Genomic DNA, 24,773 nt, shown 5'->3' with positions numbered 1-24,773 from the left:
TGACAGCAATGGAGACAATGAACATAGGTGACATGGAACTGTTCTGGTTAAACGGGGGAGATACACACATGGACGGAGGTGCGATGTTTGGTGTGGTGCCAAAGCCGTTATGGTCAAAAAAATACCCGGTGAACGATCGCAATCAAATTGAACTGCGGTGTGACCCAATCCTCATACGGTGGAATGGTCTCCATTTTTTAGTGGATTCTGGCATCGGATCAGGGAAGCTGACGGATAAACAAAAACGCAATTACGGCGTAACAGAAGAGACAAAATTGGAAAAGTCACTCGCGGCACTCGGCCTGCAAACAGCAGATATTGATTACGTCTTAATGACGCATCTTCACTTTGATCATGCAAGCGGATTAACAAAACTCGAAGGAGAAAAGCTCGTGTCTGTTTTTCCGCAAGCAAAAATCATCACATCCAAAATCGAATGGGATGAAATGAGGGCGCCTAACATCCGCTCAAGAAATACATATTGGAAAGAAAACTGGGAGCCTATAGCAGATCAAGTGGTGCCATTTGAAGAAAGCATCGAAGTAATAGAAGGCATTGAGCTGCATCATACAGGCGGTCATAGCAATGGCCATAGCATCTTAACGCTCACAAGTCAGGGTGAAACAGCGATTCATTTAGCTGACATTATGCCAACGCACGCTCATAAAAATCCATTATGGGTCTTGGCATATGATGATTACCCAATGACCTCAATTCCAGCTAAGCAAAAATGGCAGGCATTTGCAGAAGAAAAAAATGCGTGGTACTTGTTTTATCATGATGCGATTTACCGCGCTGTTAAGTGGGATGAAGATGGGCAAATCACACATGAAGTCAAAAGAGAAACAGGAAAATAAAAGATCATCTGCATGTTTTTTCGCCTTTCACACAAAATAACGACAAAATGAACTTGTGAAAGGAAGAGTGCAGGTGAACCAATTTTATCGTGTACATGGTGATGTCATTGAAACACCATTAAGAGGGATGGAAGTCATGTCCGTCCCTTATTTAAACAAAGGGGTTGCATTTACGAAGGAAGAGCGGGAAGAGCTTGGTTTAAAGGGCTTTCTACCACCTAAGGTTTTAACATTAGAGGATCAGGCAAAGCGTGCATATGAGCAGTTCAAGGCACAGCCAGATGAACTGGGGAAAAATGTGTATTTAACATCACTTCATGACAGAAACGAAGTGCTTTTTTACAAATTACTAAATGAGCACTTGGCAGAGATGCTGCCGATTGTCTATACACCGACGGTTGGAACAGCCATTCAGCGTTATAGCCACGAGTATCGAAAGCCAAGGGGGCTTTATTTATCAATTGATGACTTGGAAGGCATGGAAGAGATCTTTGCCTCTTACGGTGTGGATGAATCCATTGACTTAATCGTTGCGACAGATGCAGAAGGTATTTTAGGTATTGGAGACTGGGGTGTTGGCGGTATTGCCATTTCAGTCGGGAAACTTGCTGTTTATACAGCCGCAGCAGGCATTGATCCTAGCCGCGTGCTGGCCGTAGTACTTGATGCGGGGACGAACCAAGAAAGTCTCTTGAATGATCCGCTTTATGTTGGAAATCAGCATTCTCGCGTTCGAGGCGAGCGTTATGATCAGTTTATCGATCAATATGTAGAGCTTGCCCGCGCAACCTTTCCAAATGCCCTCCTTCACTGGGAAGACTTTGGGACAAAAAATGCACGAGCCATATTGGAAAAATATAAGGAACGGATTTGTACATTTAATGATGACATTCAAGGGACTGGAGCTGTTTCACTTGCTGCGGTTATGGCATGTGCAAAAGCTTCGAAGGTTCCGCTGAAAGATCACCGAATCGTCATTTTCGGAGCGGGTACGGCAGGGATTGGCATAGCGGAGCAGATCCGTGATGCGATTGTCAGAGACGGAGTCAAAGAAGAGGAATCATATGATCATTTCTGGTGTATTGATAAAACAGGTTTACTTACAGATGATTCGCCTGACATTCAGCCATTTCAAAAGCCATATGCAAGACGTTCTGACGAAGTAAAGGATTATGCCCGTAATGGTCCTAAGCATTCCATTGATTTATTAGAGGTCGTCAAACAGGCTAAACCAACCATCTTAATTGGCACCTCGACAGTAGGAGGAGCATTTACAGAGGAAATTGTGAAAGAAATGGCGTCACACGTGGAGCGCCCAGCCATTTTACCGATGTCGAACCCGACACCTCTTTCAGAAGCAAAGCCTGAAGATCTCATTGAGTGGACAGAAGGACGCGCCCTCGTGACAACAGGAAGCCCATTTGATCCTGTCGAATATGGCGGCGTCACATATGAAATTGGGCAAGCAAATAATGCTCTTGTGTTTCCAGGGCTTGGCCTTGGAACGATTGTGTCTAAAGCACGCCTCATGACAGACAGCATGTTTGTTGCGAGTGCTGAAGCGATTGCCAGCATGGTCAATGTCGGAAAGCCGGGTGCAGCGATGCTGCCAAGTGTCGATCAGCTTCGAACCGTTTCAGCAACAGTAGCTGTTCGTGTGGCGCAAGCAGCGATCGATGAAGGAATTGCAGAGGAAACGCCTGATGACCTTATTCAGGCTGTACAGGACGCTATGTGGCATCCTGTGTACAAAAAAATCAAAGCCATATAAAAAAGAAGCTTCGCAAGGACACAACTTTGCGAAGCTTTCTTTATCAAGCCACAGAATCAATGACATCCACAATCATGCCTGTTTTGGCATCAATCATGACTTCGTACTGTTCAAGCTCGCCAAAGGCTGAGCGAGTAATGCCAGATTTGTACACATCAATCGTTTCACCATTTACGGTATACGGTTCTGGTACAGTATAAATCCAAGAGCCATCAATCGGGCCGCGCTGTTTAAAAGCGGATTTCACAATTTTTAATGCTTTTTCAGACGAGATATACGTAGGGAAAAATACTTTCTTTGCAACAATTGCAGCGGCTACGCCAATACTCGCACCAATCAGAACATGTTTTAACTTCAACGTGCTGCACCTCCGTATTGCTGTTTTTTCCATTATACAAAACTTGTCCATTGATGTTAAGGAATCCGAATAGTTGAAAGCATATTCAAAATTTCTGGAGAGATACTTGGAAAACCGAAAGAATTCTTATAGTATAAAGTGAGTGTTATTTTTATAGGAATATATATGGTCATTACATAGAAACGAGGTAAATCGTAGAATGAATGAAGAAACATTGTCGCTTTTCCGAAATTTAACAGAATTACAAGGTACCCCAGGTAATGAGCACCATGTGCGTGCTTTTATGAAAAAGGAACTTGAGAAATATTCTGACGAACTCATTCAGGATCGTCTTGGCGGTGTGTTTGGGGTACGCAAGGGGCCAGAGAACGCACCTAAAATCATGGTGGCTGGTCATATGGATGAAGTGGGATTCATGGTTTCATCCATTACGAAAAACGGGATGATCCGCTTCCAAACACTCGGCGGCTGGTGGAGTCAAGTCATGCTGGCGCAGCGTGTCGATGTTCATACCGATCACGGGCCAATTCCTGGTGTCGTCTCTAGTACACCACCTCATCTTCTAACACCAGAACAAAAAAGCAAACCTGTGAAACCATCAGACATGCTCATTGATATTGGGGCAGACAGTGAAGAAGAGGCAAAAGAACTTGGCATTCGTCCAGGACAGCAAATCGTGCCTGCAACAGTCTTTACCCCAATGGCGAATCCTAAAAAGATTTTAGCGAAGGCTTGGGATAACCGTTATGGCTGCGGACTTGCGATTGAATTATTAAAAGAAATAAAAGACGAACCACTTTCATGTCATCTGTATTCTGGTGCAACGGTTCAGGAAGAAGTAGGTCTTAGAGGGGCAGAAGTAGCTGCGAATATGATTCAGCCAGATCTGTTCTTTGCTTTAGATGCAAGCCCTGCAAACGATGTGACAGGTGACAAAACCCAATTCGGCCAGCTTGGTAAAGGTGCACTTCTGCGTATTTTTGATCGAACCATGATTACGCACCGCGGCATGAGAGATTTTGTGCTCGATACAGCTGAGTCAAACAGTATTCCATACCAATACTTCGTATCACCAGGTGGTACGGACGCTGGACGTGTGCATATTTCAAACCAAGGCGTGCCTTCTGCTGTCATTGGAGTGTGTGCTCGCTACATTCACACAAGTCATTCAGTATTGCATGTGGATGACTATGCAGCGGCAAAAGAATTAATCGTCCGTCTTGTGAAAAACTGTGATCAAAGTACAGTGGATTCTATTTATCAACAGGTGTAAATATAATCAAAAGGCTGCCTCTTTCAAGAGAGCAGCCTTTTTTTATTGCTGTTCAAACACGTAAGATAACGCTTTGATCGCTTGGTTCACGGTTTCCACAGTGATATTCGCTTTGTTTGATAGCTCCTTTAACGGATGGTGCAGTTCTTTTGGGCGGATCAAAATGAGAGGTTTCCCTTTAGCGATGGCAGCAGATGCATCCATCGCCGTGTTCCACTGTTTATATTTCTCACCAAAGCGGGCAATGACGACGTCTGCCTTGTTTAATAGGATCTCAGTACGAAAATTGTTCAAATCAGAAGCGGCATCATCTTTGAATATGGCATTCGGCTGCTCACCTAAAATGTCCTCACCAATGTGATCGGAGCGGTCATGATTCTCCATTGGACCAACAAATGTCACTGGCAGTTTCAACGATTGGCTTTTCTCCTTGATTTCATCGCGCCACTGGCTATGAATTTCTCCTGCTAAATAGACGGTTAATTGCATAACGATCTCCTCCTTTTGTACAAACTTAGTAAAGGTTTGCCCTGTTTCTTTTCATGTTACACAAGAAGTGCTTGATAAAGCAAAAAAAATATGATTATGATATTCATGGTAGAGACTATTTTTCATCGTAAGAATACTACATATAATGGGAAGGACAGGCCTCTTCGTCTTTCCTATGAGAAAGCAGGAAGACGACGTTGATGACTTATTTGAAAAGAAAGGGAATCTCCCTTTCGCCAAAAGTGTACTTCATTGATGCACTCTCTTATATGGCTTTAGGTCTATTTGCTACATTAGTAGTAGGTCTGATTTTAAAAACAGCAGGCGGTCTGTTATCACTTCCGCTCATCATCAAAATGGGAACACTCGCAATGGGGCTCATGGGACCAGCGATTGGCGTAGCCGTTGCATACCGGTTACAGGCATCTCCATTGATCATTTTTGCAAGTGTTGTCTCAGGCGCTGCAGGAGCAGAGCTTGGTGGACCTGCTGGAAGCTTTGTCGCAGCATTAATTGGTGTAGAACTCGGCAAACTGGTCAGTGGTGAGACAAAAATTGATATCATTTTGACACCGCTTGTTACTATCATTACTGGTTTTTCCACCGCCGCTTTGATCGGTCCTGGGATTGAAGCCATGATGACAGGGCTTGGCAGGCTCATTATGTGGGGGACTGACCAAAGTCCGCTCATCATGGGCATGCTAGTAGCAACCATTGTTGGACTTGCTCTCAGCTCACCGATTTCAAGCGCTGCGCTTGCGCTCATGCTTGACTTAAGCGGAACAGCTGCTGGTGCTGCAACGATTGGCTGCTGCGCTCAAATGGTCGGTTTTGCCGCTGCAGGCTTTAGAGAAAATCGTTTTGGCGGACTTGCCGCTGTCGGTATTGGCACGTCAAAATTGCAGCTGCCGAACATTGTGAAAAATCCCCTTATCCTTATTCCGCCGACGATAGCGGGCCTCATTCTCGCGCCAATTGGTATTATTGGCTTTGGGATGGTCAATAATGCGGCAGGGGCAGGAATGGGAACGAGTGGCCTTGTTGGACAGCTCATGACACTGACCGTTATGGGATTTCATCCATCCGTTTTTCTGGCGATTGCTCTTTTGCATATCGTTGGCCCGGCAGTGATTAGTTTGGTAGTATCAGAATGGATGAGAAAGAAAGGCTATATACAATTCGGAGATTTAACCATACAAACTGGAGGAATGAAACATGAAAAAAATTGAATCTAACGAAGAATTACAAAAAGTAATTCAAGAAGACTTAACAGTATTGCTATTTTCAGCGGACTGGTGTCCGGACTGCACCTTTATCGAACCAGTCTTGCCAGAGCTTGAAGCAAACTACCCAGAATTTGAGTACTTCTATGTGGATAGAGATCAATTTATTGACACTTGCGCAGAGTGGGAAATTTACGGCATTCCAAGCTTTTTAGTATTTAAAAATGGGCAAGAGATTAACCGCTTTGTCAGCAAGGATCGTAAAACGAAGGAAGAGATTGAAGCATTTTTAACAGATTCTCTTTCTAAATAATGAAAGGAGAGTCTAAATCATGGCAAAAATGACATCAAGACAGCTTGCGAACGAACTCAAAAGCCGTCTGACAAATGACAGCTGGTCACACCAGTTTGACCGAGAAAAAGATACGCTTCGTATTGAAGATAAACAAACAGGCAAAGGGATCACACTAGAGCTCCCGCCAATCATTGCAAAGTGGGAAGTAAAGCCTGATGAAACATTGGATGAGATCGTTTATTATGTGAAAGAGGCGCTAAGTGCTATGAAAGGCGAAGCGCAGCACATCTCAGGAAAAGAAAAGCAAATTTATCCGGTCATTCGATCCACTTCCTTTCCTGAGACATCAAGTGACGAGATTCCGCTTGTTTTTGATGAGCATACAGCTGAAACGAGAATCTACTATGCACTTGACCTTGGAAGCACCTACAGATTAATTGATGAAAAGATGCTTCAAAAGGAAAACTGGACAAAAGAACGAATCAGGGAAACTGCAAGCTTCAATGTCCGCTCACTTGAAACTGTAGTGAAAATGGATGAAGTGGCAGGCAACCGGTTTTATTTCTTCCGTGCGAATGACGGATATGATGCCAGCAGACTTTTAAATGAATCGATTTTACAAGAATACGCTCAAAAAATAGAAGGACAGATGGCCATCTCTGTCCCCCATCAAGATGTATTCATCATTGCAGATGTTCGCAATGAATCAGGCTATGATATTTTAGGACAGATGTCGATGAGCTTCTTCGCCAGCGGCACGGTTCCGATTACCGCACTGTCATTTTTATATGATGAAGGCAAGCTTGAACCGATTTTTATTCTTGCTAAAAGCAGACCAAAACAGCAGTAGAAGGGAATTTTGAAGAATGAACGTTTTTTATAATGCAGAAGGTGTAGGCGACACACTCCTTATCTCATTGAAAGATGTGACGAGAGAAGAAGTAGGTCATGAGACGTTTGGAGATGTCGTAAGAATCTTCAATCAAGAAACAAAAGAAACAACAGGCTTTAATATCTTCAACGCATCCACTTACATGAAAATTGAAGAAAACGGATCTGTACCGCTTTCTGAAACACTTGTTCAAGATATCAACGAAATTTTAAACCGCAACGGTGTCAGTGAAACGTTGACTGTCGATCTATCACCAAAATTTGTTGTCGGTTATGTAAAGGAAAAAGAAAAGCATCCGAATGCAGATAAATTAAACATTTGCCAAGTGGATGTTGGCGATGAAACATTACAAATCGTGTGCGGTGCACCAAACGTTGATCAAGGGCAATATGTCGTGGTTGCGAAGGTTGGGGCAGTGATGCCAAGCGGTTTAATCATCAAAGATGCTGAGCTAAGAGGTGTTCCATCAAGCGGAATGATTTGTTCAGCAAAAGAACTAGATCTTCCAGACGCGCCTGCTGAAAAAGGGATTCTTGTTCTAGAAGGAAGCCATCAAGCTGGCGAACCCTTTCAAGCATAACCTCCCATAAACGGGCACATCAGAGCGAAGATTGTGTTATACCAAAAGTCACTAAGTACGTACTTAGTGACTTTTTTTCATCTACAGACAGCACAAATAGCAAAGAGCGGCACTTTTCTCGCTTTTCTGCATGAAAAAGCAATGGTATACTAAAAATCGCCCAAGAAAACGTAAGGGGAGTTAAAGTGAGTGATAAATGATGAGTTGGTTAGATAAATTTTTTAGTGTATTTTTAGGAGAAGAAAAGAAAGAAGAAAAAGCTGTGAGACCTGAGGAAGGTCCAGTTGCACCAAAGCAGCCAGTTTTTGAACAGCATAAAGAATATAAAAAAATTGAAGATACAAAAGTCTATTATGAATATCCGACAGGCAACTTCCGCTTTCCGCTCGTTCCAGATGAACCTCAGCGTGACGGAGTAAAGCAGGAAAGAAGACGCCCGAAGCAAGGCCAGCCAAAGGCTAAGCAGAAGACCTATGAGTCAAAACAAACGGTTCAGCCTGACATTCATAAAAAGCCATTCAAACCAGAGCAAATTCCATCACCGATCTATGGCTATCATCAGGACATGCGTCCGAAACGAACAGAGTCGAAAGAAGAATCATCTTCTGTTCAAATGAAAGCAGCAGAAACAGCGCAGCGTGTCACCCTGTTATCAGAAGAGGCAGAGCGTGAACGAAATGTCAGACAGCAAATGAACATTCCATCAATACGGAAAGAAAATCGTATGGAAGAAACAGTTCCAGCCCCAGCAGAAGAAAGAGTGGACATGCAAACAGACGTGACCCCGCTTACTTTGCAAGAGGAGCTCGCTTATCACGATCACGTTCAATCGACGATGGAGCGTTTAAATGACGAGCCTTTCATTCAAACAGAGGAAAAAGAGCCAGCCTTTTCTGAGCCTCAAGACCATATTGAAGCTGACTTACATCATCAGCCAGCCGAAGTATATCACAAGCCGCCGGTAGAGTCTGAGCCTGTACAGGATGTTTCCAGTGAAAACGAAGAAATACAGGACGAGCCGGTAGAACAGCTTGTAGATCATACTCAGGAAATAGAAATAGAACCGTTGACATTCGAAACAGCGGAAGACACGCATTCCGCAATTGAAATGGAAGTAGACATGCCGGCAGAAGAAGTAGAGGTACTAGACGTCATCTCAGCAGAACCAGTCGAGGAAATAGCAGCTGATTCCTTAGAAGACTATCAAGAAGAAGTGCCAGCGGCAGCATTGGAAGAAACAGAGCCAGTTGCCGAGCTTGATCTGCAAGAAGAGCAATCGATAGAAGAAGCGGAAATAGTAGAAGATCAAGTGATGCCAATAGAACAAGTAGCAGACGAACAGACCGCTACTGAACGAGTAGAACCTGTCATAGAGCAGCAAGAAAAGCAAGAACAAGTGCATGAAGTGATCGAAGAAAAACCGAAACAGGTATCTCCTCAGCCACAACGTGCAAGTGGACAAACCTCAACGGTTCCTTTTAACGTCATGATGTTAAAAAGTGATCAGCGCGTGCAAGGACAAAAGAAAGCAGCAGATGCCCAAGGATATGTGTTTCCAAGCCTCGCCCTTTTAGACGTACCTCCAGCTCAAAAAGAAGAGGACGGGACATGGGTGAAAGAGCGAGCAGAGCTACTCAATGCCACGCTGAAAAATTTCAATGTCAGAGCAAGTGTGGTTCATGTCACGCAAGGCCCTTCTGTGACAAGGTTTGAAGTACATCCAGAACCAGGGGTCAAAGTGAACAAAATCACGAACCTGTCAGATGATATTAAACTTAGTTTGTCCGCAAAGGATATTCGAATTGAAGCACCGATACCAGGAAAGAACACGATCGGGATCGAAGTGCCGAACCTTCACAGCAAAATGGTTTTCTTACGAGAGATGATCAGAAGCAGTGCATTTAGAGATAATCCATCTCCTTTAACAGCAGCACTCGGATTAGATATCTCAGGACAACCTGTTGTCGTTGATTTGCAAAAAATGCCGCATGGCTTAATTGCTGGAGCAACAGGTTCAGGAAAAAGTGTCTGCATCAATACCATTTTAGTGAGCTTAATGTTTAAAGCATCACCAGATGAAGTGAAAATGCTTTTAATCGACCCTAAAATGGTCGAATTAGCGCCGTATAATCATATTCCGCATCTCGTGAGTCCTGTCATCACCGATGCGAAGACAGCGACAGCTGCTCTGAAATGGGTAGTGGATGAAATGGAAAGACGCTACGAGCTGTTTGCGCACTCTGGTGTGAGAGAAATCAAACGATTCAATGAGCTTGTCAAAGAAAAACAAATGGGTGAAAAACTACCTTATCTTGTCGTGGTGATCGATGAGCTTGCTGATTTAATGATGGTCGCACCAAATGAAGTCGAAGAAAGCATTTGCCGAATCGCGCAAAAAGCAAGAGCGTGCGGCATTCACTTATTGATTGCCACACAAAGACCTTCTGTTGATGTCATCACAGGTCTGATTAAAGCCAATATTCCAACAAGAATTGCATTCTCTGTCTCAAGTCAGGTAGATTCTAGAACGATCATCGACATGGCAGGTGCAGAAAAGCTTCTCGGAAAAGGAGACATGCTCTTCTTAGAAAATGGCTCCGGCAAGCCGACGAGGCTGCAAGGGAACTTTGTATCAGACCGCGAGATCGATCAAGTGGTGGCACATGTTAGAAAACAGCGTAAGCCGGTGTTCCTTTTCGAACAGGAGGAATTAATGCTCCAAGGCTCTGCGATTACAGATGAAGACGAATTGTTTATGGATGCCTGCCGTTTTGCCATTGAGCAGAATAGCGCTAGTACATCAAGTTTGCAGAGAAGATTTAGAATTGGCTACAATCGTGCAGCTAGATTGATCGACATGATGGAACGCGAGGGCATGATCTCTGGTGCAAAAGGCAGTAAGCCAAGGGAAGTCCTCATGACACTGAGTGACTTAGAACAGCTGATCTAAACAAACCACTTCATTTTTTTCATAAACATGGTATGATAGCACATAGGTGCAATTTTGGAATTGGACGCTTTTCGCATGCCTGTCAGAACGCTTTTTTATGTAAAATGAGCGAAAGCAGGTGTTAGAAATAGGAAAGTTGTCGGATACTAATCATAGTTAATTTTGATTAGAATAGGAAGATCGGAAAAAAATCTTTATTTGGAGCTGCGATCTGTGAGCCGCTAGAGGCGAAAATCACAAGTTGCAAATTGAAATGAGCGTCATATACTGTAAGTCAGATAGACGTTTGTTGGAGGTACAATTATGACTGTTTATCATTTTGTTGGAATAAAAGGGACAGGTATGAGTCCACTGGCCCAAATTCTTCATGATACTGGGTATACTGTCCAAGGATCGGATATCGAAAAACATATCTTTACACAAAAAGCATTAGAAGAACGAAATATTAAAATTCTTCCATTTGACCCAGATAATATTCAGCCAGGGATGACCGTCATTGCAGGTAATGCATTTCCTGATACACACCCTGAGATTGAACGCGCCCTTTCTGAAGGGATTCCTGTCATTCGTTACCATAAATTCCTTGGAGAATACATGGATACATTCACAAACGTTGCGATTACTGGTGCTCATGGTAAAACGTCAACAACAGGACTGCTTGCCCATGTGATGCAATCAGCGAAACCAACTTCATACTTAATCGGTGATGGATCTGGTATGGGGAAAGAAAACAGCGAGTATTTTGTATTTGAAGCATGCGAATACCGCAGACACTTCCTCAGCTATCATCCAGACTATGCGATCATGACCAATATTGATTTTGATCATCCTGATTACTTCTCGGATATTGACGACGTGTTTGATGCGTTTCAAAACATGGCGCTACAAGTGAAAAAGGCCATTATCGCTTGCGGTGATGACGAGCATCTGCCTAAAATTCAAGCGAAGGTACCTGTTGTATACTACGGTTTCAATGAAGAAAATGATTTCCAAGCACGCAATGTTGTGAAGAACACGGAAGGCACTACATTTGATGTATTTGTACGTAATACGTTTTATGATACCTTCTACATTCCTGCCTACGGAAATCACAATGTCCTTAATTCATTAGCTGTGATTGCATTATGTCACTATGAAGCCATTGATGTAGAGCTCATCAAAGGGGCACTAACGACATTTGGTGGAGTCAAACGCCGCTTTAATGAAAAAGTAGTCGGTGAGCAGGTTTTAATTGACGACTATGCCCATCACCCAACGGAGATTGAAGTCACCATTGAAGCAGCACGCCAAAAGTATCCAGACCGTGAGATTGTCGCTGTCTTCCAGCCGCATACCTTCACACGTACACAGCAATTCTTAAGTGAATTTGCTGACAGTTTGAAAAAAGCGGACTATGTATACCTATGTGATATTTTCGGTTCAGCCCGTGAAAACATTGGGAAGCTGAGTATCGAAGACTTACGAGAAAAAATCCCGCAGGCCCAATTGATTGCAGAAGAAGATACATCTGTGCTGAAAGCGCACAAAGATGGGATTCTGGTCTTTATGGGAGCAGGAGACATTCAAAAATATTTGCGTGCTTATGAAAAAGTCGCTGTATAAATACTTAAACGAAAAGTGCCGTTTTGATCGGCACTTTTTTTATTTTGAATAAAATGTGACAAAGCGGCTAATTGTGTCAACATCTTCCGCTTTTTTTCGTTCGCTGTGGACAGGAATCAGCGAATAAGTGTAGAATTATTATTCAATCGGTCATTCTATGCGATGTTTGAATGATACAACGAGAGGGTAATGAATTGAATATGCCCGCAGCAAAGGAGGTATCAGATGATTATTATTCTATATCTAAGCGTTGCACTGATCGCAATTGCTTTCCTCATTCTTGTCATCTACTTGTCCAAAACATTAAAATCCTTACAGCTGACATTAAAGAATGTCGCATCAACTTTAGAAGGTCTTGAAGGTCAGATGCAAGGGATCACCACAGAGACAGCACAGTTGCTACATAAGACGAATCAGCTTGCTGAAGATATTCAAGACAAATCGGCAAAACTCAACACAGTTGTGGATGCGGTGCAGGGAATTGGCGGCTCGATCAACCAATTTAATACAAGCATAAAGCAGGCAGCTGGTGCGGTTTCTTCATCCGTTGAACGAAATCAAGAAAAAGTCACGGATGTAGTAAGCTGGAGTAACGCAGCACTTGAAATTTATAAAAAATGGAAACAACGAAAACACCAAAAATAAACCATTTTCGCATAGGAGGAATAATCATGAGCAAAGACGGAATCAATAGCAAAGACTTTTTGATCGGAACACTTATTGGTGGAATTGTGGGTGCAACAACAGCTTTATTTTTAGCACCGAAGTCAGGGAAAGAGCTTCGCGATGATTTGAACACCCAAGCGAATGTTTTAAAAGAAAAAACAGATCGACTCACAACAGATGCAAAAGAAAGAGGCACTGAATATGTGACGATTGCGAAAGATAAAACGTCTGAATTGTCTCAAATGGTGGCAGAACAGTCAAACCAAATTTTAGACAAAGTGAAAGACATAAAAGAACGTGCAGCTGGAAAAGCTAATCATGTGAAAAGTGAAGCAGAAGATGCGGCAGCTGACATAGCAAGTGAAGCATCAGATGTAGCGGATGAAGCCAAAGTACGAGCACAAGAAGCGAAATCAGAAATTGAAGATGGCATTAAAGATGTCAAAGAAAAAGTAGAACAATCGACTAAAGGCTAACTCTTACTGCACAGAGTGAAGAAGGAGAACATCATGTCAAAACAACTCATTGAAACAGAAGAACAGTTTGATCAACTAACGAATCAAGATGGGACCTTTGTCTTTTTTAAGCACAGTTTGACATGTCCGATCAGTCAAGCGGCTTTTCAAGAGTTTGAAGCATTTGCGTCTGCACATGAAGACGTGCCAACTTATTTCTTGCAAATTCAAAACACAAGAGAGCTTTCATCCTATGTGACAGAAAAGTCAGGGGTAAAGCACGAAAGTCCCCAGGCACTCGTCTTTAGCGGTGGAAAAGTAAAATGGCATGCATCCCACTCAAGCATTACAAAAGAAGCGCTTGAACATAATGTGTAAAAGAAACGTCAGCAACTGCTGACGTTTCAGCGTGTAGACAAACCCTCGCATTCTTTGTCAGGACTGTGCTCCGGTGCTCACGAATGTCAAATTCGCTCCGCTCCTGTGCTCGCCCTTCCTAGACTGCAAAGGTTTTCTATCACGCTGAAAAGAAGACAAAGGGCTAAAATAAAGATCATTTTAGCCCTTTGTCAACAATCTGAACGTCAGCAACTGCTGACGTTTTTTTTATAAAAAAGGTTTACTTCAATCAAAACTATGCTATAATCTTACACATAATACTTTATCGCTTAAAAGCGTTTGGGTAATAAAGAAAATTTTCGTGACAATTCCGAAATCTTTGTTTATAATAAACCCTATCATGAGAGAATGAAAAAAAAAAAGCGAGAACAGGCAGAGGAAAGGATGACAAAAATGAGCAACAATGAACTAGAACAATTGAGACAGCAGGCAGATGAACTAAATCTTCAAATCTTAAAACTGATCAATGAAAGAGGAAGCATTGTAAAAGAAATTGGAAAGGCGAAAGAAGCGCAAGGTGTCAACCGTTATGATCCTGTCAGAGAGCGCACAATGCTGAACCAAATTCTTGAAGCAAATGATGGACCATTCGAAAACTCAACAATTCAGCATATTTTCAAAGAGATTTTCAAAGCAGGCCTAGAGCTTCAAGAAGATGACCACAGCAAAGCACTTCTTGTTTCTCGTAAGAAAAAATCGGAAAATACAATCGTGAACATCAATGGAGAAGCGATCGGTGATGGGAAACAGCGCTTCATCGTTGGACCATGTGCTGTTGAAAGCTACGAGCAAGTCGCAGAAGTGGCGGCAGCAGCGAAACAGCAAGGACTAAAACTACTTCGCGGAGGTGCATTTAAACCTCGCACAAGTCCATACGATTTCCAAGGACTCGGTGTAGACGGTCTTAAAATTCTAAAGCGTGTAGCGGATGAATACGGTCTTGCTGTCATTAGTGAAATCGTCAATCCTGCTCATATTGAAGAAGCGATTGAGCATATCGATGTCATCCAAATTGGTGCACGAAACATGCAAAACTTCGAGCTATTAAAAGCAGCCGGATCTGTGAAGAAACCAGTTCTTTTAAAACGTGGTCTTGCAGCGACTATTTCAGAATTCATCAATGCAGCTGAATACATCATCGCCCAAGGAAATGACCAAATCATCCTTTGCGAGCGCGGTATCCGCACATATGAAACAGCGACAAGAAATACACTAGATATTTCTGCTGTGCCAATCTTGAAACAAGAAACACATTTACCAGTCTTTGTTGATGTGACGCACTCAACTGGACGTAGAGATCTTCTCCTTCCAACAGCGAAAGCAGCTCTTGCGATTGGAGCAGACGGTGTCATGGCAGAAGTGCATCCAGATCCATCTGTTGCTCTATCTGACTCAGCGCAGCAAATGGACATTCCTCAATTCGAAAAATGGTTAGATGCGTTAAGACCACTTGTTAACATTCACGCGTAATCATAGATAGAAAGCCGCCGGATGACTGCCCGGCGGTTTTTCTATGGATAAAACATGATGGATATTGGGAATGAAAGGAAAAGAGCACATTGCAAGCTTTAAAAGTGCTTGTTCACAATGTTTTCATTTTTAAAATTCAATAGAATCTGCTAAGATCATTGTCATAGCTGACGTTCTCGACGATTTTTCATGAAATATGATTCAATTTACAGGTAACAAGCTCATTAAAGTTTGTTTAATTTAGTTATAAAAAGAAAGGGAACGTTTTCATATGGTGAAAAAACGTGTATAATTTCATAAAAGAATGTCATTTTGATGTAGATTGAAAAATTATGTGTCTCTTTTCATCGTTTTAATGACAAATAGGATATTATTTTCCTCGTATCTGACATGTCTCTATCCAATTGGTGAATGCTATAGATATGAAGTGTATTTGAAGGAGTGATTTATGTGAATAATGTTACAATATATGATGTAGCAAGAGAAGCAAATGTAAGTATGGCAACGGTATCACGCGTAGTGAATGGGAATCCGAATGTAAAACCAACAACAAGAAAAAAGGTACTTGAAGCGATTGATCGCCTTGGCTATCGCCCGAATGCGGTGGCACGAGGCCTTGCAAGTAAAAAAACAACAACGGTGGGAGTCATCATCCCTGATATTTCGAGTATCTTCTATTCAGAGCTTGCTCGCGGAATTGAAGATATCGCCACGATGTATAAGTACAACATCATTTTGAGCAACTCAGATCAAAATACCGATAAAGAGCTTCATCTTTTAAATACAATGCTAGGTAAACAAGTAGATGGGATTGTCTTTATGGGTGGAAATATCACAGATGTGCTTGTTGAAGAATTTAAGCGCTCTCCTGTGCCAATTGTTCTTGCTGCATCTGTTGAAGAGCAAGCTCAAACACCGTCTGTCAACATCAACTACGAGCAAGCGATTTATGATTCAGTTCAGCTTTTAGTTGAAAAAGGACATAAGCGAATTGCCTTCGTATCTGGCCCAATGTCAGAACCGATTAACTCTATGAGAAAGCTTGCAGGCTATAAGCGTGCGCTCGAAGAAGCGGGCATCGCATTTGACGATGCGCTCGTCGCTGAAGGCGATTATTCGTATGATTCTGGAATTGAATCACTTGCTCACTTGCTTGAGCAGTCTGACAAGCCGACAGCTGTTATTGCGGCTACGGATGAAATGGCGCTAGGTGTCATTCATGGAGCACAAGATAGAGGCGTATCCATTCCTGACGATTTAGAAGTGATTGGCTTTGATAACACGAGACTTTCTCTCATGGTGCGTCCTCAGCTGACAACTGTTGTTCAGCCGACGTATGATATTGGTGCTGTCGCAATGAGACTGCTGACAAAGCTGATGAACAAAGAGCAAGTAGATGACCAAATTGTGGAACTTCCACACAGAATTGAAGAAAGACAATCAACAAAATAAAACGAAAAAGCAGGCTTACACATCAGTGAATGCCTGCTTTTCTTATGCATTTTTCTTTTCTCTTCTAACGGGCATCAGTGCTTTTTCTACAGTTTGAGCATTTTTTTCTGTGATTTCTGCTTTTCTTGGGATCGGTGGATATAAATCGTCAGGGTCTCTCCATGTGGATGGCAGGGTGACAGGAGATTGTTTATGCCAAGCCTGAACCCAGTCCTGAGGCAGTTCATTAGGCGGTGTAATGCCTTTCATTTCAAGCCAAATTCGGCTCCACGCCCTTGGCACGACACGCCAAATATCATATCCTCCTCCGCCGACAGCGATCCATTTGCCATCACAATATTGATGTGCTAATTCATGGGCAAGTCTAGGAATTTCCTCATATATTTTCATGGTGGCAGATAAATGGGTTAACGGATCATAGTAGTGTGCGTCTGCGCCGTTTTGCGTCAAAATCACATCTGGTTTAAAAAAAGCAGCAATTTCCGTCACTGCTGTTCGGTATGCTTCAAGGAACGATTCGTCTTCTGTAAATGCATCAAGCGGAATATTGTAGGCGTAGCCATAGCCTTTATCATGACCTCTTTCCTGTACTTGTCCAGTTCCAGGGAACAAATAGCGTCCCGTTTCATGAATCGAGACCGTACATACCTCAGGGTCGTCATAGAAGCTGAATTGTACACCATCTCCATGATGGGCATCCGTATCAATATATAAAATTCTTGCACCATATGTCTTTTGAATATATTGAATCGCCACTGAGCTGTCATTATAAATACAGAAGCCAGATGCACGCCCTTTAAACCCGTGATGAAGTCCACCGCCAAGATTCAGTGCATGCTGCGAGTGTCCCATCATTACTTGGTCAACGGCTGTGAGTGTCCCGCCAACAAGGAGAGAAGCTGCCTCATGCATACCTGCAAACATCGGTGTATCCTCCGTGCCAAGACCGTAGCGCTCCCCCTCTGCTGTAGAGAGCTTTCCTTGACTAGCCCGCTGCACAGCTTGAATATAATCGGCTGTATGGACGAGCTTTAATTCCTCGAGGGTCGCCATACGCGGTGCGACGATCTCATCATCTGTTAACGCCTTCATTTTTTGAAGCAGGTCATATGTTAAGTAGACACGAAGCTGATTGAAGGGATGGTCTTGGTGAAACTGGTACGTTTGAAAAGAGGGTGAAAAAACAAAGGTCGCTTCCTTCATTTGATCGTCTGCTCCATAGGCCACAGCACCTTATAGCCTTTTGCACGAATCAGCTTCGTCACATGATCTGCATGCATGGTTTGAAGGCGGAAGACGAGCACTTTAGACGATTCATTTGCATGCGGATACACAAGCACACTCAGCATTTGAATATGCTGCTCTTTTAAAATGGTCGTAATGTCTGCAAGACCTTCTGTCATTTGGTCCACTTCAACCTCTAAGTGTGACCCAGGCTGATCTGCACCTGTCAGTCTGACAAACGTACGAAGCAAATCAGTCTTTGTGATAATGCCTACAAGCTTGCCGCGTCTCACTACTGGAAGGCAGCCAATTCCGTGTTCAAAAAAGACACTAGAAATCTCTTCAACGAAATCAAGCGGATGAGCAGTAATCGTCTCTAATACCATGATCTCTTCAACAGGCCGCTGAATAAAGAGCTTCCTTTTTTCTGTTTCAAATATACTTGGACTGGCATTTTTAATATCTCGATCTGTCACCATCCCAATGACAGAATCTTGATCAGATACGATTGGAATATGCCGAATGTGATGTGCACTCATTTTTTTTATGGCTTCTTCAATCGTATCGGTTTTTCGCAGCGTGATCACATCACGCTCCATAATTTGTTCAATCATCATTGTTTACCAATCCCCTTTGCCAAAAAAACGAATTGAACGTTAATACATAAAGCGTTGATGGAAGCGAAGACGATCGAAACGCTCAATCGAATCAGGACTCACGTTTTTCCCGATTCTGGCCATTAAACAATTGGCTGGATGTGAGCTGATCTCTGGCTCGTCTGTTGCAAACCAAACAAGACCGCCTGCGTTCATCATTTTCTCCATCATCTTGCGGTACTCCCACACGTTTTTCTTTGTCCCCTTTAAATCCCAATGCCAGTAATATTCAGTTGTAATGACGATATAATTCTCCATTTGCTCATCCATCATGCTCACATCAAGTAAATGCTTACCAAGTGAGCAGCCTCTAAATGGAGGAGCGACCTCAATCGCGCCAAGCTCGATTAAATTGTCCATGTTGCCCTCTGACCAGCGCTCAAGCGGATCAGGATACAAATACGTGACATAGCCGACAACAAGCTCATCCACTCTTGCAATGATAATACGTCCTTCTGGAAGGTCTGCTATTTCAACAAGTGCTTGTTTCTGTTCCTCTGGCGTGCGAAATGCCGTTAGGCCTTCATGAAACGTATAGTTCGCAAGCTCTGATGCAGGTACCGGACCTTCAATCAGGATGGTACCTGTTTCTCGCTTAATGGTTTTTGAATAATAAGTTTTAGGATGCTCCACGTATCCACCGCCTCAAATTCTAGTGAGTCGTCTCTATTTTATCTTAAAACCTGCAAGAATTAAAACGGTTTCACTATAAGTTTTTTAAAAATTGAGAAAAAAAGTCATCTATACTATAATGGTCATTGTAAACGTATGCAAAGGGGGACTGTTTGATGAAAGTGGAAACGCTACCATCAGTAAAAGGGGACTATCATTTAAATGATTATGAGCAGGCATACAAAGAATTTTCATGGGAAGAAGCAAGAAAAAACTTTTCATGGTATGAAACAGGTAACATAAATGCAGCCTATGAAGCGATTGACAGACATGCGGACTCGTTTCGTAAGAACAAGGTGGCGCTTCACTACAAAGATTCACAGCGGGATGAAAAATATACGTTCAGAGATATGAAAATCAACACAAATAAAGCGGGAAATCTATTCAGAGAAAATGCGCATGTGCAAAAAGGTGATCGCGTATTTATCTTTATGCCAAGATCACCTGAACTCTATTTTCTTCTGCTTGGCGCAGTCAAAATTGGTGCGATCGTTGGCCCGTTATTTGAGGCATTTATGGAAGGTGCGGTCAAAGACCGTTTAGAAAATAGCGAGGCGAAGGTCATTGTGACAACGCCGGATCTGCTTGAACGAATTCCATTTGCAGAGCTTCCGAAACTTGAATCTGTCATCATTGTCGGCGGTGAAAAGGAAGACGTCGATGGCGTTCGGACAATCCATTATGAAGAGGCTTTTGCGCAGGCGGCGAAGGACCTTGAAATCGAATGGATGGATGAAAAAGACGGCTTTCTGCTTCATTACACGTCAGGGTCGACAGGTACGCCAAAAGGTGTGCTGCATGTCCATGGCGCAATGGTTCAGCAAGACCAGACTGGTAAATGGGTGCTTGATCTGAAAGAAGACGATGTCTACTGGTGTACAGCTGACCCAGGCTGGGTAACAGGCACAGTGTACGGCATTTTTTCACCGTGGTTAAATGGGGCGACGAATGTCATTTTAGGCGGCAGATTTAACCCTGATACGTGGTATGAAACGATTGAATCACTAGGTGTGACCGTTTGGTACAGTGCACCGACCGCCTTTAGAATGCTAATGGGGGCAGGAGATGACCTCATTCAAAAATATGATCTCAGATCGCTCCGTCATGTGTTAAGTGTAGGTGAGCCTCTTAATCCAGAAGTCATCCGCTGGGGAGACGCTGTATTTGGCAAACGAATTCATGATACTTGGTGGATGACGGAAACCGGTGCACAGCTGATTTGTAATTATCCATGCATGGACATTAAACCAGGTTCAATGGGGAAACCGATTCCAGGCGTAGAAGCTGCGATTGTGGATAATGCCGGAAATGAACTTCCGCCATATCGGATGGGCAACCTCGCCATCAAAAAAGGCTGGCCGTCTATGATGCATACGATCTGGAACAATCCTGAAAAATATGAATCTTACTTTATGCCGGGAGATTGGTATGTTTCAGGAGATTCAGCTTATATGGACGAAGACGGATACTTTTGGTTCCAGGGACGTGTCGATGATGTGATCATGACATCAGGAGAGCGGGTTGGTCCTTTTGAGGTGGAAAGCAAACTGGTCGAACATCCGGCCATTGCAGAGGCTGGTGTCATTGGAAAACCAGATCCGGTCCGCGGCGAAATTATTAAAGCATTCATTGCGCTTAGAAGTGGATATGAGCCGACAGATGAGCTGAAAGAAGAGATCCGTACGTTTGTGAAAAAAGGACTCGCTGCACATGCGGCACCGAGAGAAATCGAGTTTAAGGACAAACTGCCTAAGACGCGAAGCGGAAAAATTATGAGACGTGTGCTAAAGGCGTGGGAGCTGAATTTACCGGCTGGCGACCTATCGACAATGGAAGATTAATTTTTTCATCAGTTGACTTGATATCAAAAATATGTTTAAAATGACATTAGTTGAATATGTAAAGGTTTTGACTGAGATTCAGTAGAATCATCTTTCCCTGTCCAAGAGAGCTGACGGCTGGTGCGAGTCAGTACAAAGAGATATTCGAATTACCCTCACGAACCGCTTTTACGAAAAGGAGCATGTATGCTGTCCTGATTAGTGAAAGAACGGATCTATCCGTTATCAGTGTAAGTGAAAAGGCGTGATTTATTGTCTTTTAAGCAGGGTGGTACCGCGATATATATCGTCCCTTCGTTCATTCGAAGGGGCGTTTTTTATGTTGAATTGTAAAAAAAGGAGAATTGGATATGAGTCAATTGATGGAAGAGTTATCGTTCAGAGGATTAATTCAGCAGCAAACAGATGAAGAAGGTTTAACAAAATTATTATCGGAAGAAAAAATCAAGCTTTACTCCGGTTTTGACCCAACAGCGGACAGCTTACACATTGGTCACCTATTGCCAATTTTAACATTACGCAGATTTCAGGAAGCAGGCCATCATCCGATTGCTCTTGTTGGCGGCGCAACTGGACTAATCGGCGACCCTAGCTTCAAAAAAGCAGAACGTTCACTAAACCCAGCAGAAATCGTCGAACAGTGGTCAGATAAAATCAAAGGACAGCTCTCTCAATTTCTTGATTTTGGAGCAGGCGAGAATCCAGCCGTTATCGTGAATAACTACGACTGGATCAGCCAAATGAATGTCATCACGTTCCTTCGTGATATTGGAAAGAATTTCGGTGTGAACTTTATGCTGGCAAAAGATATCGTCAGCTCACGGATTGAGACAGGCATTTCGTACACAGAGTTTAGCTACGTCATCCTGCAATCTTTAGACTTCTTAAATCTTTACAGAAATGAAAACTGTAAGCTGCAAATTGGCGGAAGCGACCAGTGGGGAAATATCACATCTGGACTTGAACTGATCCGTAAGTCTGAAGCAGAAGGGGCAAAAGCATTCGGTTTAACGATGCCGCTCGTCACGAAAGCAGACGGTACGAAATTTGGTAAAACAGAAGGCGGCGCCATCTGGTTAGATAAAGAAAAAACGTCTCCATATGAGTTCTACCAATTCTGGATCAACACAGATGACCGTGACGTCGTGAAATACTTAAAATACTTTACGTTCTTATCAAAAGAAGAGATCGCATCGTACGAAGAAAAAGTGCAAACAGCACCTGAAAAACGTGAAGCACAGCGCCGTCTAGCAGAGGAAGTGACGACACTTGTACATGGCCGTGAATCACTAGAACAGGCGGTCAACATCTCAAATGCACTATTCAAAGGCGAGATTAAATCTCTTTCAGCCGAAGAAGTCAAAGTAGGCTTTAAAGATGTTCCATCAATGGAGAAAATCAGCACGGAGGAGTTAACACTTGTCGATGTCCTTGTGGAATCAAAGCTGTCACCATCAAAACGTCAAGCGCGTGAAGACATCACAAATGGTGCAGTTTCCATCAACGGAGAGAGACAAACCGATAAAGACTACGTCCTTTCAGTTGAAGATAGAATTGAAAACCAATTTACCGTCTTAAGAAGAGGGAAAAAGAAATACTTCCTTGTGAATTACAAATAAAAACGATGTGCAGCCGGCTGAGATTACCGGCTGCTTTTTTTATTCAAAATGTGAGGAGGGTGCTCAGTTAAGAGTCTAATAGACTGCTCATAGAGACATTGCCTAGTCTTTTGGCATTGACGCTTAGAAAGTCAAAGGTGCTTTTTCAGTAATTATTTTCTATAAAATAGAGCAACAAACAGTGCCTTGTTCACTTTTATGACATATTTTTCTTGTATAAAATAGAGTCGAATAAGATGAATAAGGGGGAATGAAAGTGATTCGTTTTAAGAAAAAGAGTTTGCAAATTCTTGTTGCGCTTGCATTAGTGATAGGTTCAATGGCCTTCATCCAGCCGAAAGAGATCAAAGCGGCTGAGCACAATCCGGTTGTGATGGTACATGGCATTGGCGGTGCGTCTTATAACTTTGCTTCTATTAAAAGTTACTTGGTCACACAAGGCTGGGATCGTAACAAATTATTTGCTATCGATTTCATAGACAAAACAGGGAATAACCGCAACAATGGTCCGCGTCTATCTAGATTCGTCAAAGATGTGTTAGACAAAACGGGTGCTAAAAAAGTAGATATTGTGGGTCATAGTATGGGCGGAGCGAACACGCTATATTATATTAAGAATCTAGACGGCGGTGATAAAATTGAAAACGTCGTCACAATTGGTGGAGCAAACGGACTTGTTTCAAGCAGAGCACTACCAGGCACAGATCCAAATCAAAAAATTCTTTACACATCTGTCTATAGCTCAGCCGATATGATTGTTGTCAACAGCCTCTCGCGTTTAATTGGCGCAAAAAACGTCCTGATCCATGGCGTTGGTCATATCGGTCTATTAACCTCAAGCCAAGTGAAAGGGTATATTAAAGAAGGATTGAACGGCGGAGGACAGAATACGAATTAAAAAGCAAAAAAAGACAGCGAAAGCCGCTGTCTTTTTTGATGTCATCTGACATATGGCAACTGCTAGATGAAAGAGATATTGAAAAGGGAGGAAAAACGATGACGCAAAAACTCAAGCATTATTTCTTCGGATACTTTCTCTATTTTCCATGCTCATTTCTCATCATCTATTTCATTTGGATGAAGTTCGTCAAATCAGTTCAAATAGGTGAGGTGCTATCTAATTGTACATCGATTATCGGTATCTATTACATCATCACTAGTGTGTGGTTTGTCTTTTTGATGCAAAAACAGGTAAAACATCAGTAAAAGCATGTACAAATGGATCACCATTCCTTACACTACATGTAGTGGATAATAATATTCGGAGGTGAGCGTTTGTGCAAACGAGTCAAAAGGCTTTGATCATTGTCGATGTACAGAAGGCGTTCGAGCATGAAAAATGGGGAGAACGAAATAATCTAGAGGCAGAGGAGAATATCAGCCGCCTATTGAGGTTTTGGAGAGAGAAAGGCTGGACAGTCATTCATATTCAGCATACATCCGACAATCCAGACTCTGTGTTTCATCCGGCAAATGAAGGACATCTGTTCAAAGATATCGCCAGACCGTTAGAGGAAGAAACGGTGATCCAAAAGAAAGTCAACAGCAGTTTCATTGGTACGAACTTGGAGGAACAGTTAAGATCAAACCATATTGACACGGTCGTGATTGCAGGGCTCACAACACCGCACTGCGTATCCACAACCACAAGAATGAGCGGAAACCTTGGCTTTGATACGTACCTCATCTCAGATGCAACAGCCGCCTTTGGACTAACAGATCATACCGGTACATATTTTGACCCCGAGACGATCCACCGGCTCTCACTTGCCACACTGCATGATGAATTTGCGACTGTCATGACAACAGATCAATTGATTAGTAATTGGATGGTAAAATAAAAGATACCGCCATAAGATTAATAATACTTGAGAGAACCTTGGAACAAAAAAATCCTCTAGAATTCTAGGGGATTTTTTTCATGATAGATTATATGGTTTTGAATAGCTTTTTATGAAAAAACAATAGACAAATTTAGCGCAAAATACAATCAAATTTTCAAAACCAAAAGAATTTTAGAATAATCTGG

At 42.6% G+C, this 24,773-nt stretch carries 24 protein-coding genes and 1 other annotated feature; of the genes, 19 read left to right on the top strand and 5 right to left on the bottom strand.

Annotated elements, in window-relative coordinates:
- The first annotated feature begins 8 nt into the window (after positions 1-8).
- Together NSQ36_RS13735 and NSQ36_RS13730 are read left to right on the top strand one after the other, a co-directional pair.
- Positions 9-857 carry an MBL fold metallo-hydrolase gene (locus tag NSQ36_RS13735; protein WP_106033039.1) on the top strand — a complete coding sequence of 283 codons (849 nt, stop codon included), beginning with the start codon at positions 9-11 and terminating at the stop codon, positions 855-857.
- Positions 858-930: 73 nt separating this feature from the next.
- A complete protein-coding gene (locus tag NSQ36_RS13730; RefSeq protein ID WP_003217562.1) occupies positions 931-2,628 on the top strand; it encodes an NAD-dependent malic enzyme in 1,698 nt (565 codons plus the stop codon).
- Positions 2,629-2,671: 43 nt separating this feature from the next.
- On the opposite strand, the gene NSQ36_RS13725 is transcribed toward NSQ36_RS13730, so the two are convergent.
- A complete protein-coding gene (locus NSQ36_RS13725; protein WP_003217759.1) occupies positions 2,672-2,986 on the bottom strand; it encodes a PepSY domain-containing protein in 315 nt (104 codons plus the stop codon).
- Between the two features lie 199 nt (positions 2,987-3,185).
- Here NSQ36_RS13725 and NSQ36_RS13720 point away from each other — a divergent pair, with 199 nt between their 5' ends.
- Positions 3,186-4,259 carry a M42 family metallopeptidase gene (locus NSQ36_RS13720; protein ID WP_003217679.1) on the top strand — a complete coding sequence of 358 codons (1,074 nt, stop codon included), beginning with the start codon at positions 3,186-3,188 and terminating at the stop codon, positions 4,257-4,259.
- A gap of 42 nt (positions 4,260-4,301) precedes the next feature.
- Here NSQ36_RS13720 and NSQ36_RS13715 read toward each other — a convergent pair whose 3' ends face one another.
- Positions 4,302-4,748: a YtoQ family protein gene (locus tag NSQ36_RS13715; protein ID WP_003217634.1), complete on the bottom strand. Its 447-nt coding sequence runs from the start codon at positions 4,746-4,748 to the stop codon at positions 4,302-4,304.
- A gap of 200 nt (positions 4,749-4,948) precedes the next feature.
- On the opposite strand from NSQ36_RS13715, the gene NSQ36_RS13710 reads away from it, so the two are divergent.
- The 11 genes from NSQ36_RS13710 (at position 4,949) to ccpA (ending at position 16,732) form a co-directional block, all read left to right on the top strand.
- Entirely contained in the window at positions 4,949-5,977 is a 1,029-nt protein-coding gene (locus tag NSQ36_RS13710) for a PTS sugar transporter subunit IIC (protein WP_251190217.1), read from the top strand.
- The gene (locus NSQ36_RS13705; protein WP_251190218.1) at positions 5,964-6,284 is read left to right on the top strand and encodes a thioredoxin family protein; all 321 of its coding nucleotides are present in this window, start codon (positions 5,964-5,966) and stop codon (positions 6,282-6,284) included. Before NSQ36_RS13710 ends, NSQ36_RS13705 begins: the two co-directional genes overlap by 14 nt.
- 19 nt (positions 6,285-6,303) lie before the next feature.
- Positions 6,304-7,116, top strand: coding sequence for a DUF1444 domain-containing protein (locus NSQ36_RS13700; protein WP_044142203.1), 813 nt, complete (start codon positions 6,304-6,306; stop codon positions 7,114-7,116).
- A 16-nt stretch (positions 7,117-7,132) separates the two neighbouring features.
- Positions 7,133-7,738, top strand: coding sequence for a YtpR family tRNA-binding protein (gene ytpR, locus NSQ36_RS13695; RefSeq protein WP_044142204.1), 606 nt, complete (start codon positions 7,133-7,135; stop codon positions 7,736-7,738).
- A 196-nt stretch (positions 7,739-7,934) separates the two neighbouring features.
- Positions 7,935-10,688 carry a DNA translocase FtsK gene (locus NSQ36_RS13690; RefSeq protein ID WP_285859275.1) on the top strand — a complete coding sequence of 918 codons (2,754 nt, stop codon included), beginning with the start codon at positions 7,935-7,937 and terminating at the stop codon, positions 10,686-10,688.
- A 303-nt stretch (positions 10,689-10,991) separates the two neighbouring features.
- Positions 10,992-12,290, top strand: a complete 1,299-nt coding sequence (murC, locus tag NSQ36_RS13685; RefSeq protein ID WP_003217748.1) for a UDP-N-acetylmuramate--L-alanine ligase — start codon at positions 10,992-10,994, stop codon at positions 12,288-12,290.
- Between the two features lie 225 nt (positions 12,291-12,515).
- Positions 12,516-12,935 carry a DUF948 domain-containing protein gene (locus NSQ36_RS13680; RefSeq protein ID WP_024424855.1) on the top strand — a complete coding sequence of 140 codons (420 nt, stop codon included), beginning with the start codon at positions 12,516-12,518 and terminating at the stop codon, positions 12,933-12,935.
- Positions 12,936-12,961: 26 nt separating this feature from the next.
- Positions 12,962-13,432, top strand: a complete 471-nt coding sequence (locus NSQ36_RS13675) for a YtxH domain-containing protein (RefSeq protein ID WP_003217681.1) — start codon at positions 12,962-12,964, stop codon at positions 13,430-13,432.
- A 33-nt stretch (positions 13,433-13,465) separates the two neighbouring features.
- A complete protein-coding gene (gene ytxJ, locus NSQ36_RS13670) occupies positions 13,466-13,789 on the top strand; it encodes a bacillithiol system redox-active protein YtxJ (protein WP_003217729.1) in 324 nt (107 codons plus the stop codon).
- 414 nt (positions 13,790-14,203) lie between these two features.
- Positions 14,204-15,280 carry a bifunctional 3-deoxy-7-phosphoheptulonate synthase/chorismate mutase gene (locus NSQ36_RS13665; protein WP_003217626.1) on the top strand — a complete coding sequence of 359 codons (1,077 nt, stop codon included), beginning with the start codon at positions 14,204-14,206 and terminating at the stop codon, positions 15,278-15,280.
- Positions 15,281-15,730: 450 nt separating this feature from the next.
- On the top strand, positions 15,731-16,732 hold the full coding sequence (gene ccpA / locus NSQ36_RS13660) for a catabolite control protein A (RefSeq protein ID WP_003217727.1): 1,002 nt from the start codon (positions 15,731-15,733) through the stop codon (positions 16,730-16,732).
- Positions 16,733-16,774: 42 nt separating this feature from the next.
- On the opposite strand, the gene NSQ36_RS13655 is transcribed toward ccpA, so the two are convergent.
- Genes NSQ36_RS13655 through NSQ36_RS13645 form a run of 3 tightly spaced genes read right to left on the bottom strand, consistent with a single transcriptional unit; the run spans position 16,775 to position 19,245 of the window.
- The gene (locus tag NSQ36_RS13655; RefSeq protein ID WP_003217659.1) at positions 16,775-17,935 is read right to left on the bottom strand and encodes an acetoin utilization protein AcuC; all 1,161 of its coding nucleotides are present in this window, start codon (positions 17,933-17,935) and stop codon (positions 16,775-16,777) included.
- Positions 17,932-18,573 (bottom strand): CBS and ACT domain-containing protein, encoded by a 642-nt coding sequence (locus NSQ36_RS13650; protein ID WP_003217690.1) that lies wholly within the window; start codon positions 18,571-18,573, stop codon positions 17,932-17,934. Before NSQ36_RS13650 ends, NSQ36_RS13655 begins: the two co-directional genes overlap by 4 nt.
- Positions 18,574-18,612: 39 nt before the next feature.
- Positions 18,613-19,245 (bottom strand): GNAT family N-acetyltransferase, encoded by a 633-nt coding sequence (locus NSQ36_RS13645; protein ID WP_003217598.1) that lies wholly within the window; start codon positions 19,243-19,245, stop codon positions 18,613-18,615.
- A 155-nt stretch (positions 19,246-19,400) separates the two neighbouring features.
- Here NSQ36_RS13645 and acsA point away from each other — a divergent pair, with 155 nt between their 5' ends.
- The 5 genes from acsA to NSQ36_RS13620 all read left to right on the top strand — a co-directional run bounded on the left by acsA (position 19,401) and on the right by NSQ36_RS13620 (position 24,585).
- Complete coding sequence (acsA, locus tag NSQ36_RS13640; RefSeq protein ID WP_113387247.1) at positions 19,401-21,125, top strand: acetate--CoA ligase; 1,725 nt, start codon at positions 19,401-19,403, stop codon at positions 21,123-21,125.
- A 58-nt stretch (positions 21,126-21,183) separates the two neighbouring features.
- Positions 21,184-21,422 (top strand) — a binding site (T-box leader).
- A gap of 53 nt (positions 21,423-21,475) precedes the next feature.
- Positions 21,476-22,744, top strand: a complete 1,269-nt coding sequence (gene tyrS, locus NSQ36_RS13635) for a tyrosine--tRNA ligase (protein ID WP_113387246.1) — start codon at positions 21,476-21,478, stop codon at positions 22,742-22,744.
- A gap of 250 nt (positions 22,745-22,994) precedes the next feature.
- Complete coding sequence (locus tag NSQ36_RS13630; protein ID WP_113387245.1) at positions 22,995-23,642, top strand: triacylglycerol lipase; 648 nt, start codon at positions 22,995-22,997, stop codon at positions 23,640-23,642.
- Between the two features lie 98 nt (positions 23,643-23,740).
- On the top strand, positions 23,741-23,950 hold the full coding sequence (locus NSQ36_RS13625; protein WP_113387244.1) for a hypothetical protein: 210 nt from the start codon (positions 23,741-23,743) through the stop codon (positions 23,948-23,950).
- Positions 23,951-24,021: 71 nt separating this feature from the next.
- Complete coding sequence (locus NSQ36_RS13620) at positions 24,022-24,585, top strand: cysteine hydrolase family protein (protein ID WP_113387243.1); 564 nt, start codon at positions 24,022-24,024, stop codon at positions 24,583-24,585.
- The last annotated feature ends 188 nt before the right edge of the window (positions 24,586-24,773 follow it).

The organism is Bacillus sp. FSL W8-1143, assembly GCF_037965155.1.
Classification (GTDB): domain Bacteria; phylum Bacillota; class Bacilli; order Bacillales; family Bacillaceae; genus Bacillus; species Bacillus pumilus.
This window is presented reverse-complemented; position numbering and strand designations above follow the sequence as displayed.

Excerpts from the sequence above, each read along its gene's own strand:
- NSQ36_RS13735 (WP_106033039.1), top strand. The coding sequence starts at position 9 with ATGGAGACAATGAACATAGGTGACATGGAACTGTTCTGGTTAAACGGG.
- NSQ36_RS13630 (WP_113387245.1), top strand. The coding sequence starts at position 22,995 with ATGAAAGTGATTCGTTTTAAGAAAAAGAGTTTGCAAATTCTTGTTGCG.
- tyrS (WP_113387246.1), top strand. The coding sequence starts at position 21,476 with ATGAGTCAATTGATGGAAGAGTTATCGTTCAGAGGATTAATTCAGCAG.
- NSQ36_RS13675 (WP_003217681.1), top strand. The coding sequence starts at position 12,962 with ATGAGCAAAGACGGAATCAATAGCAAAGACTTTTTGATCGGAACACTT.
- murC (WP_003217748.1), top strand. The coding sequence starts at position 10,992 with ATGACTGTTTATCATTTTGTTGGAATAAAAGGGACAGGTATGAGTCCA.
- NSQ36_RS13700 (WP_044142203.1), top strand. The coding sequence starts at position 6,304 with ATGGCAAAAATGACATCAAGACAGCTTGCGAACGAACTCAAAAGCCGT.
- acsA (WP_113387247.1), top strand. The coding sequence starts at position 19,401 with ATGAAAGTGGAAACGCTACCATCAGTAAAAGGGGACTATCATTTAAAT.
- NSQ36_RS13625 (WP_113387244.1), top strand. The coding sequence starts at position 23,741 with ATGACGCAAAAACTCAAGCATTATTTCTTCGGATACTTTCTCTATTTT.
- ytxJ (WP_003217729.1), top strand. The coding sequence starts at position 13,466 with ATGTCAAAACAACTCATTGAAACAGAAGAACAGTTTGATCAACTAACG.
- NSQ36_RS13650 (WP_003217690.1), bottom strand. The coding sequence starts at position 18,573 with ATGATGATTGAACAAATTATGGAGCGTGATGTGATCACGCTGCGAAAA.
- NSQ36_RS13690 (WP_285859275.1), top strand. The coding sequence starts at position 7,935 with ATGATGAGTTGGTTAGATAAATTTTTTAGTGTATTTTTAGGAGAAGAA.
- NSQ36_RS13705 (WP_251190218.1), top strand. The coding sequence starts at position 5,964 with ATGAAAAAAATTGAATCTAACGAAGAATTACAAAAAGTAATTCAAGAA.
- NSQ36_RS13720 (WP_003217679.1), top strand. The coding sequence starts at position 3,186 with ATGAATGAAGAAACATTGTCGCTTTTCCGAAATTTAACAGAATTACAA.
- NSQ36_RS13715 (WP_003217634.1), bottom strand. The coding sequence starts at position 4,748 with ATGCAATTAACCGTCTATTTAGCAGGAGAAATTCATAGCCAGTGGCGC.
- NSQ36_RS13680 (WP_024424855.1), top strand. The coding sequence starts at position 12,516 with ATGATTATTATTCTATATCTAAGCGTTGCACTGATCGCAATTGCTTTC.
- NSQ36_RS13710 (WP_251190217.1), top strand. The coding sequence starts at position 4,949 with ATGACTTATTTGAAAAGAAAGGGAATCTCCCTTTCGCCAAAAGTGTAC.
- NSQ36_RS13665 (WP_003217626.1), top strand. The coding sequence starts at position 14,204 with ATGAGCAACAATGAACTAGAACAATTGAGACAGCAGGCAGATGAACTA.
- ytpR (WP_044142204.1), top strand. The coding sequence starts at position 7,133 with ATGAACGTTTTTTATAATGCAGAAGGTGTAGGCGACACACTCCTTATC.
- NSQ36_RS13655 (WP_003217659.1), bottom strand. The coding sequence starts at position 17,935 with ATGAAGGAAGCGACCTTTGTTTTTTCACCCTCTTTTCAAACGTACCAG.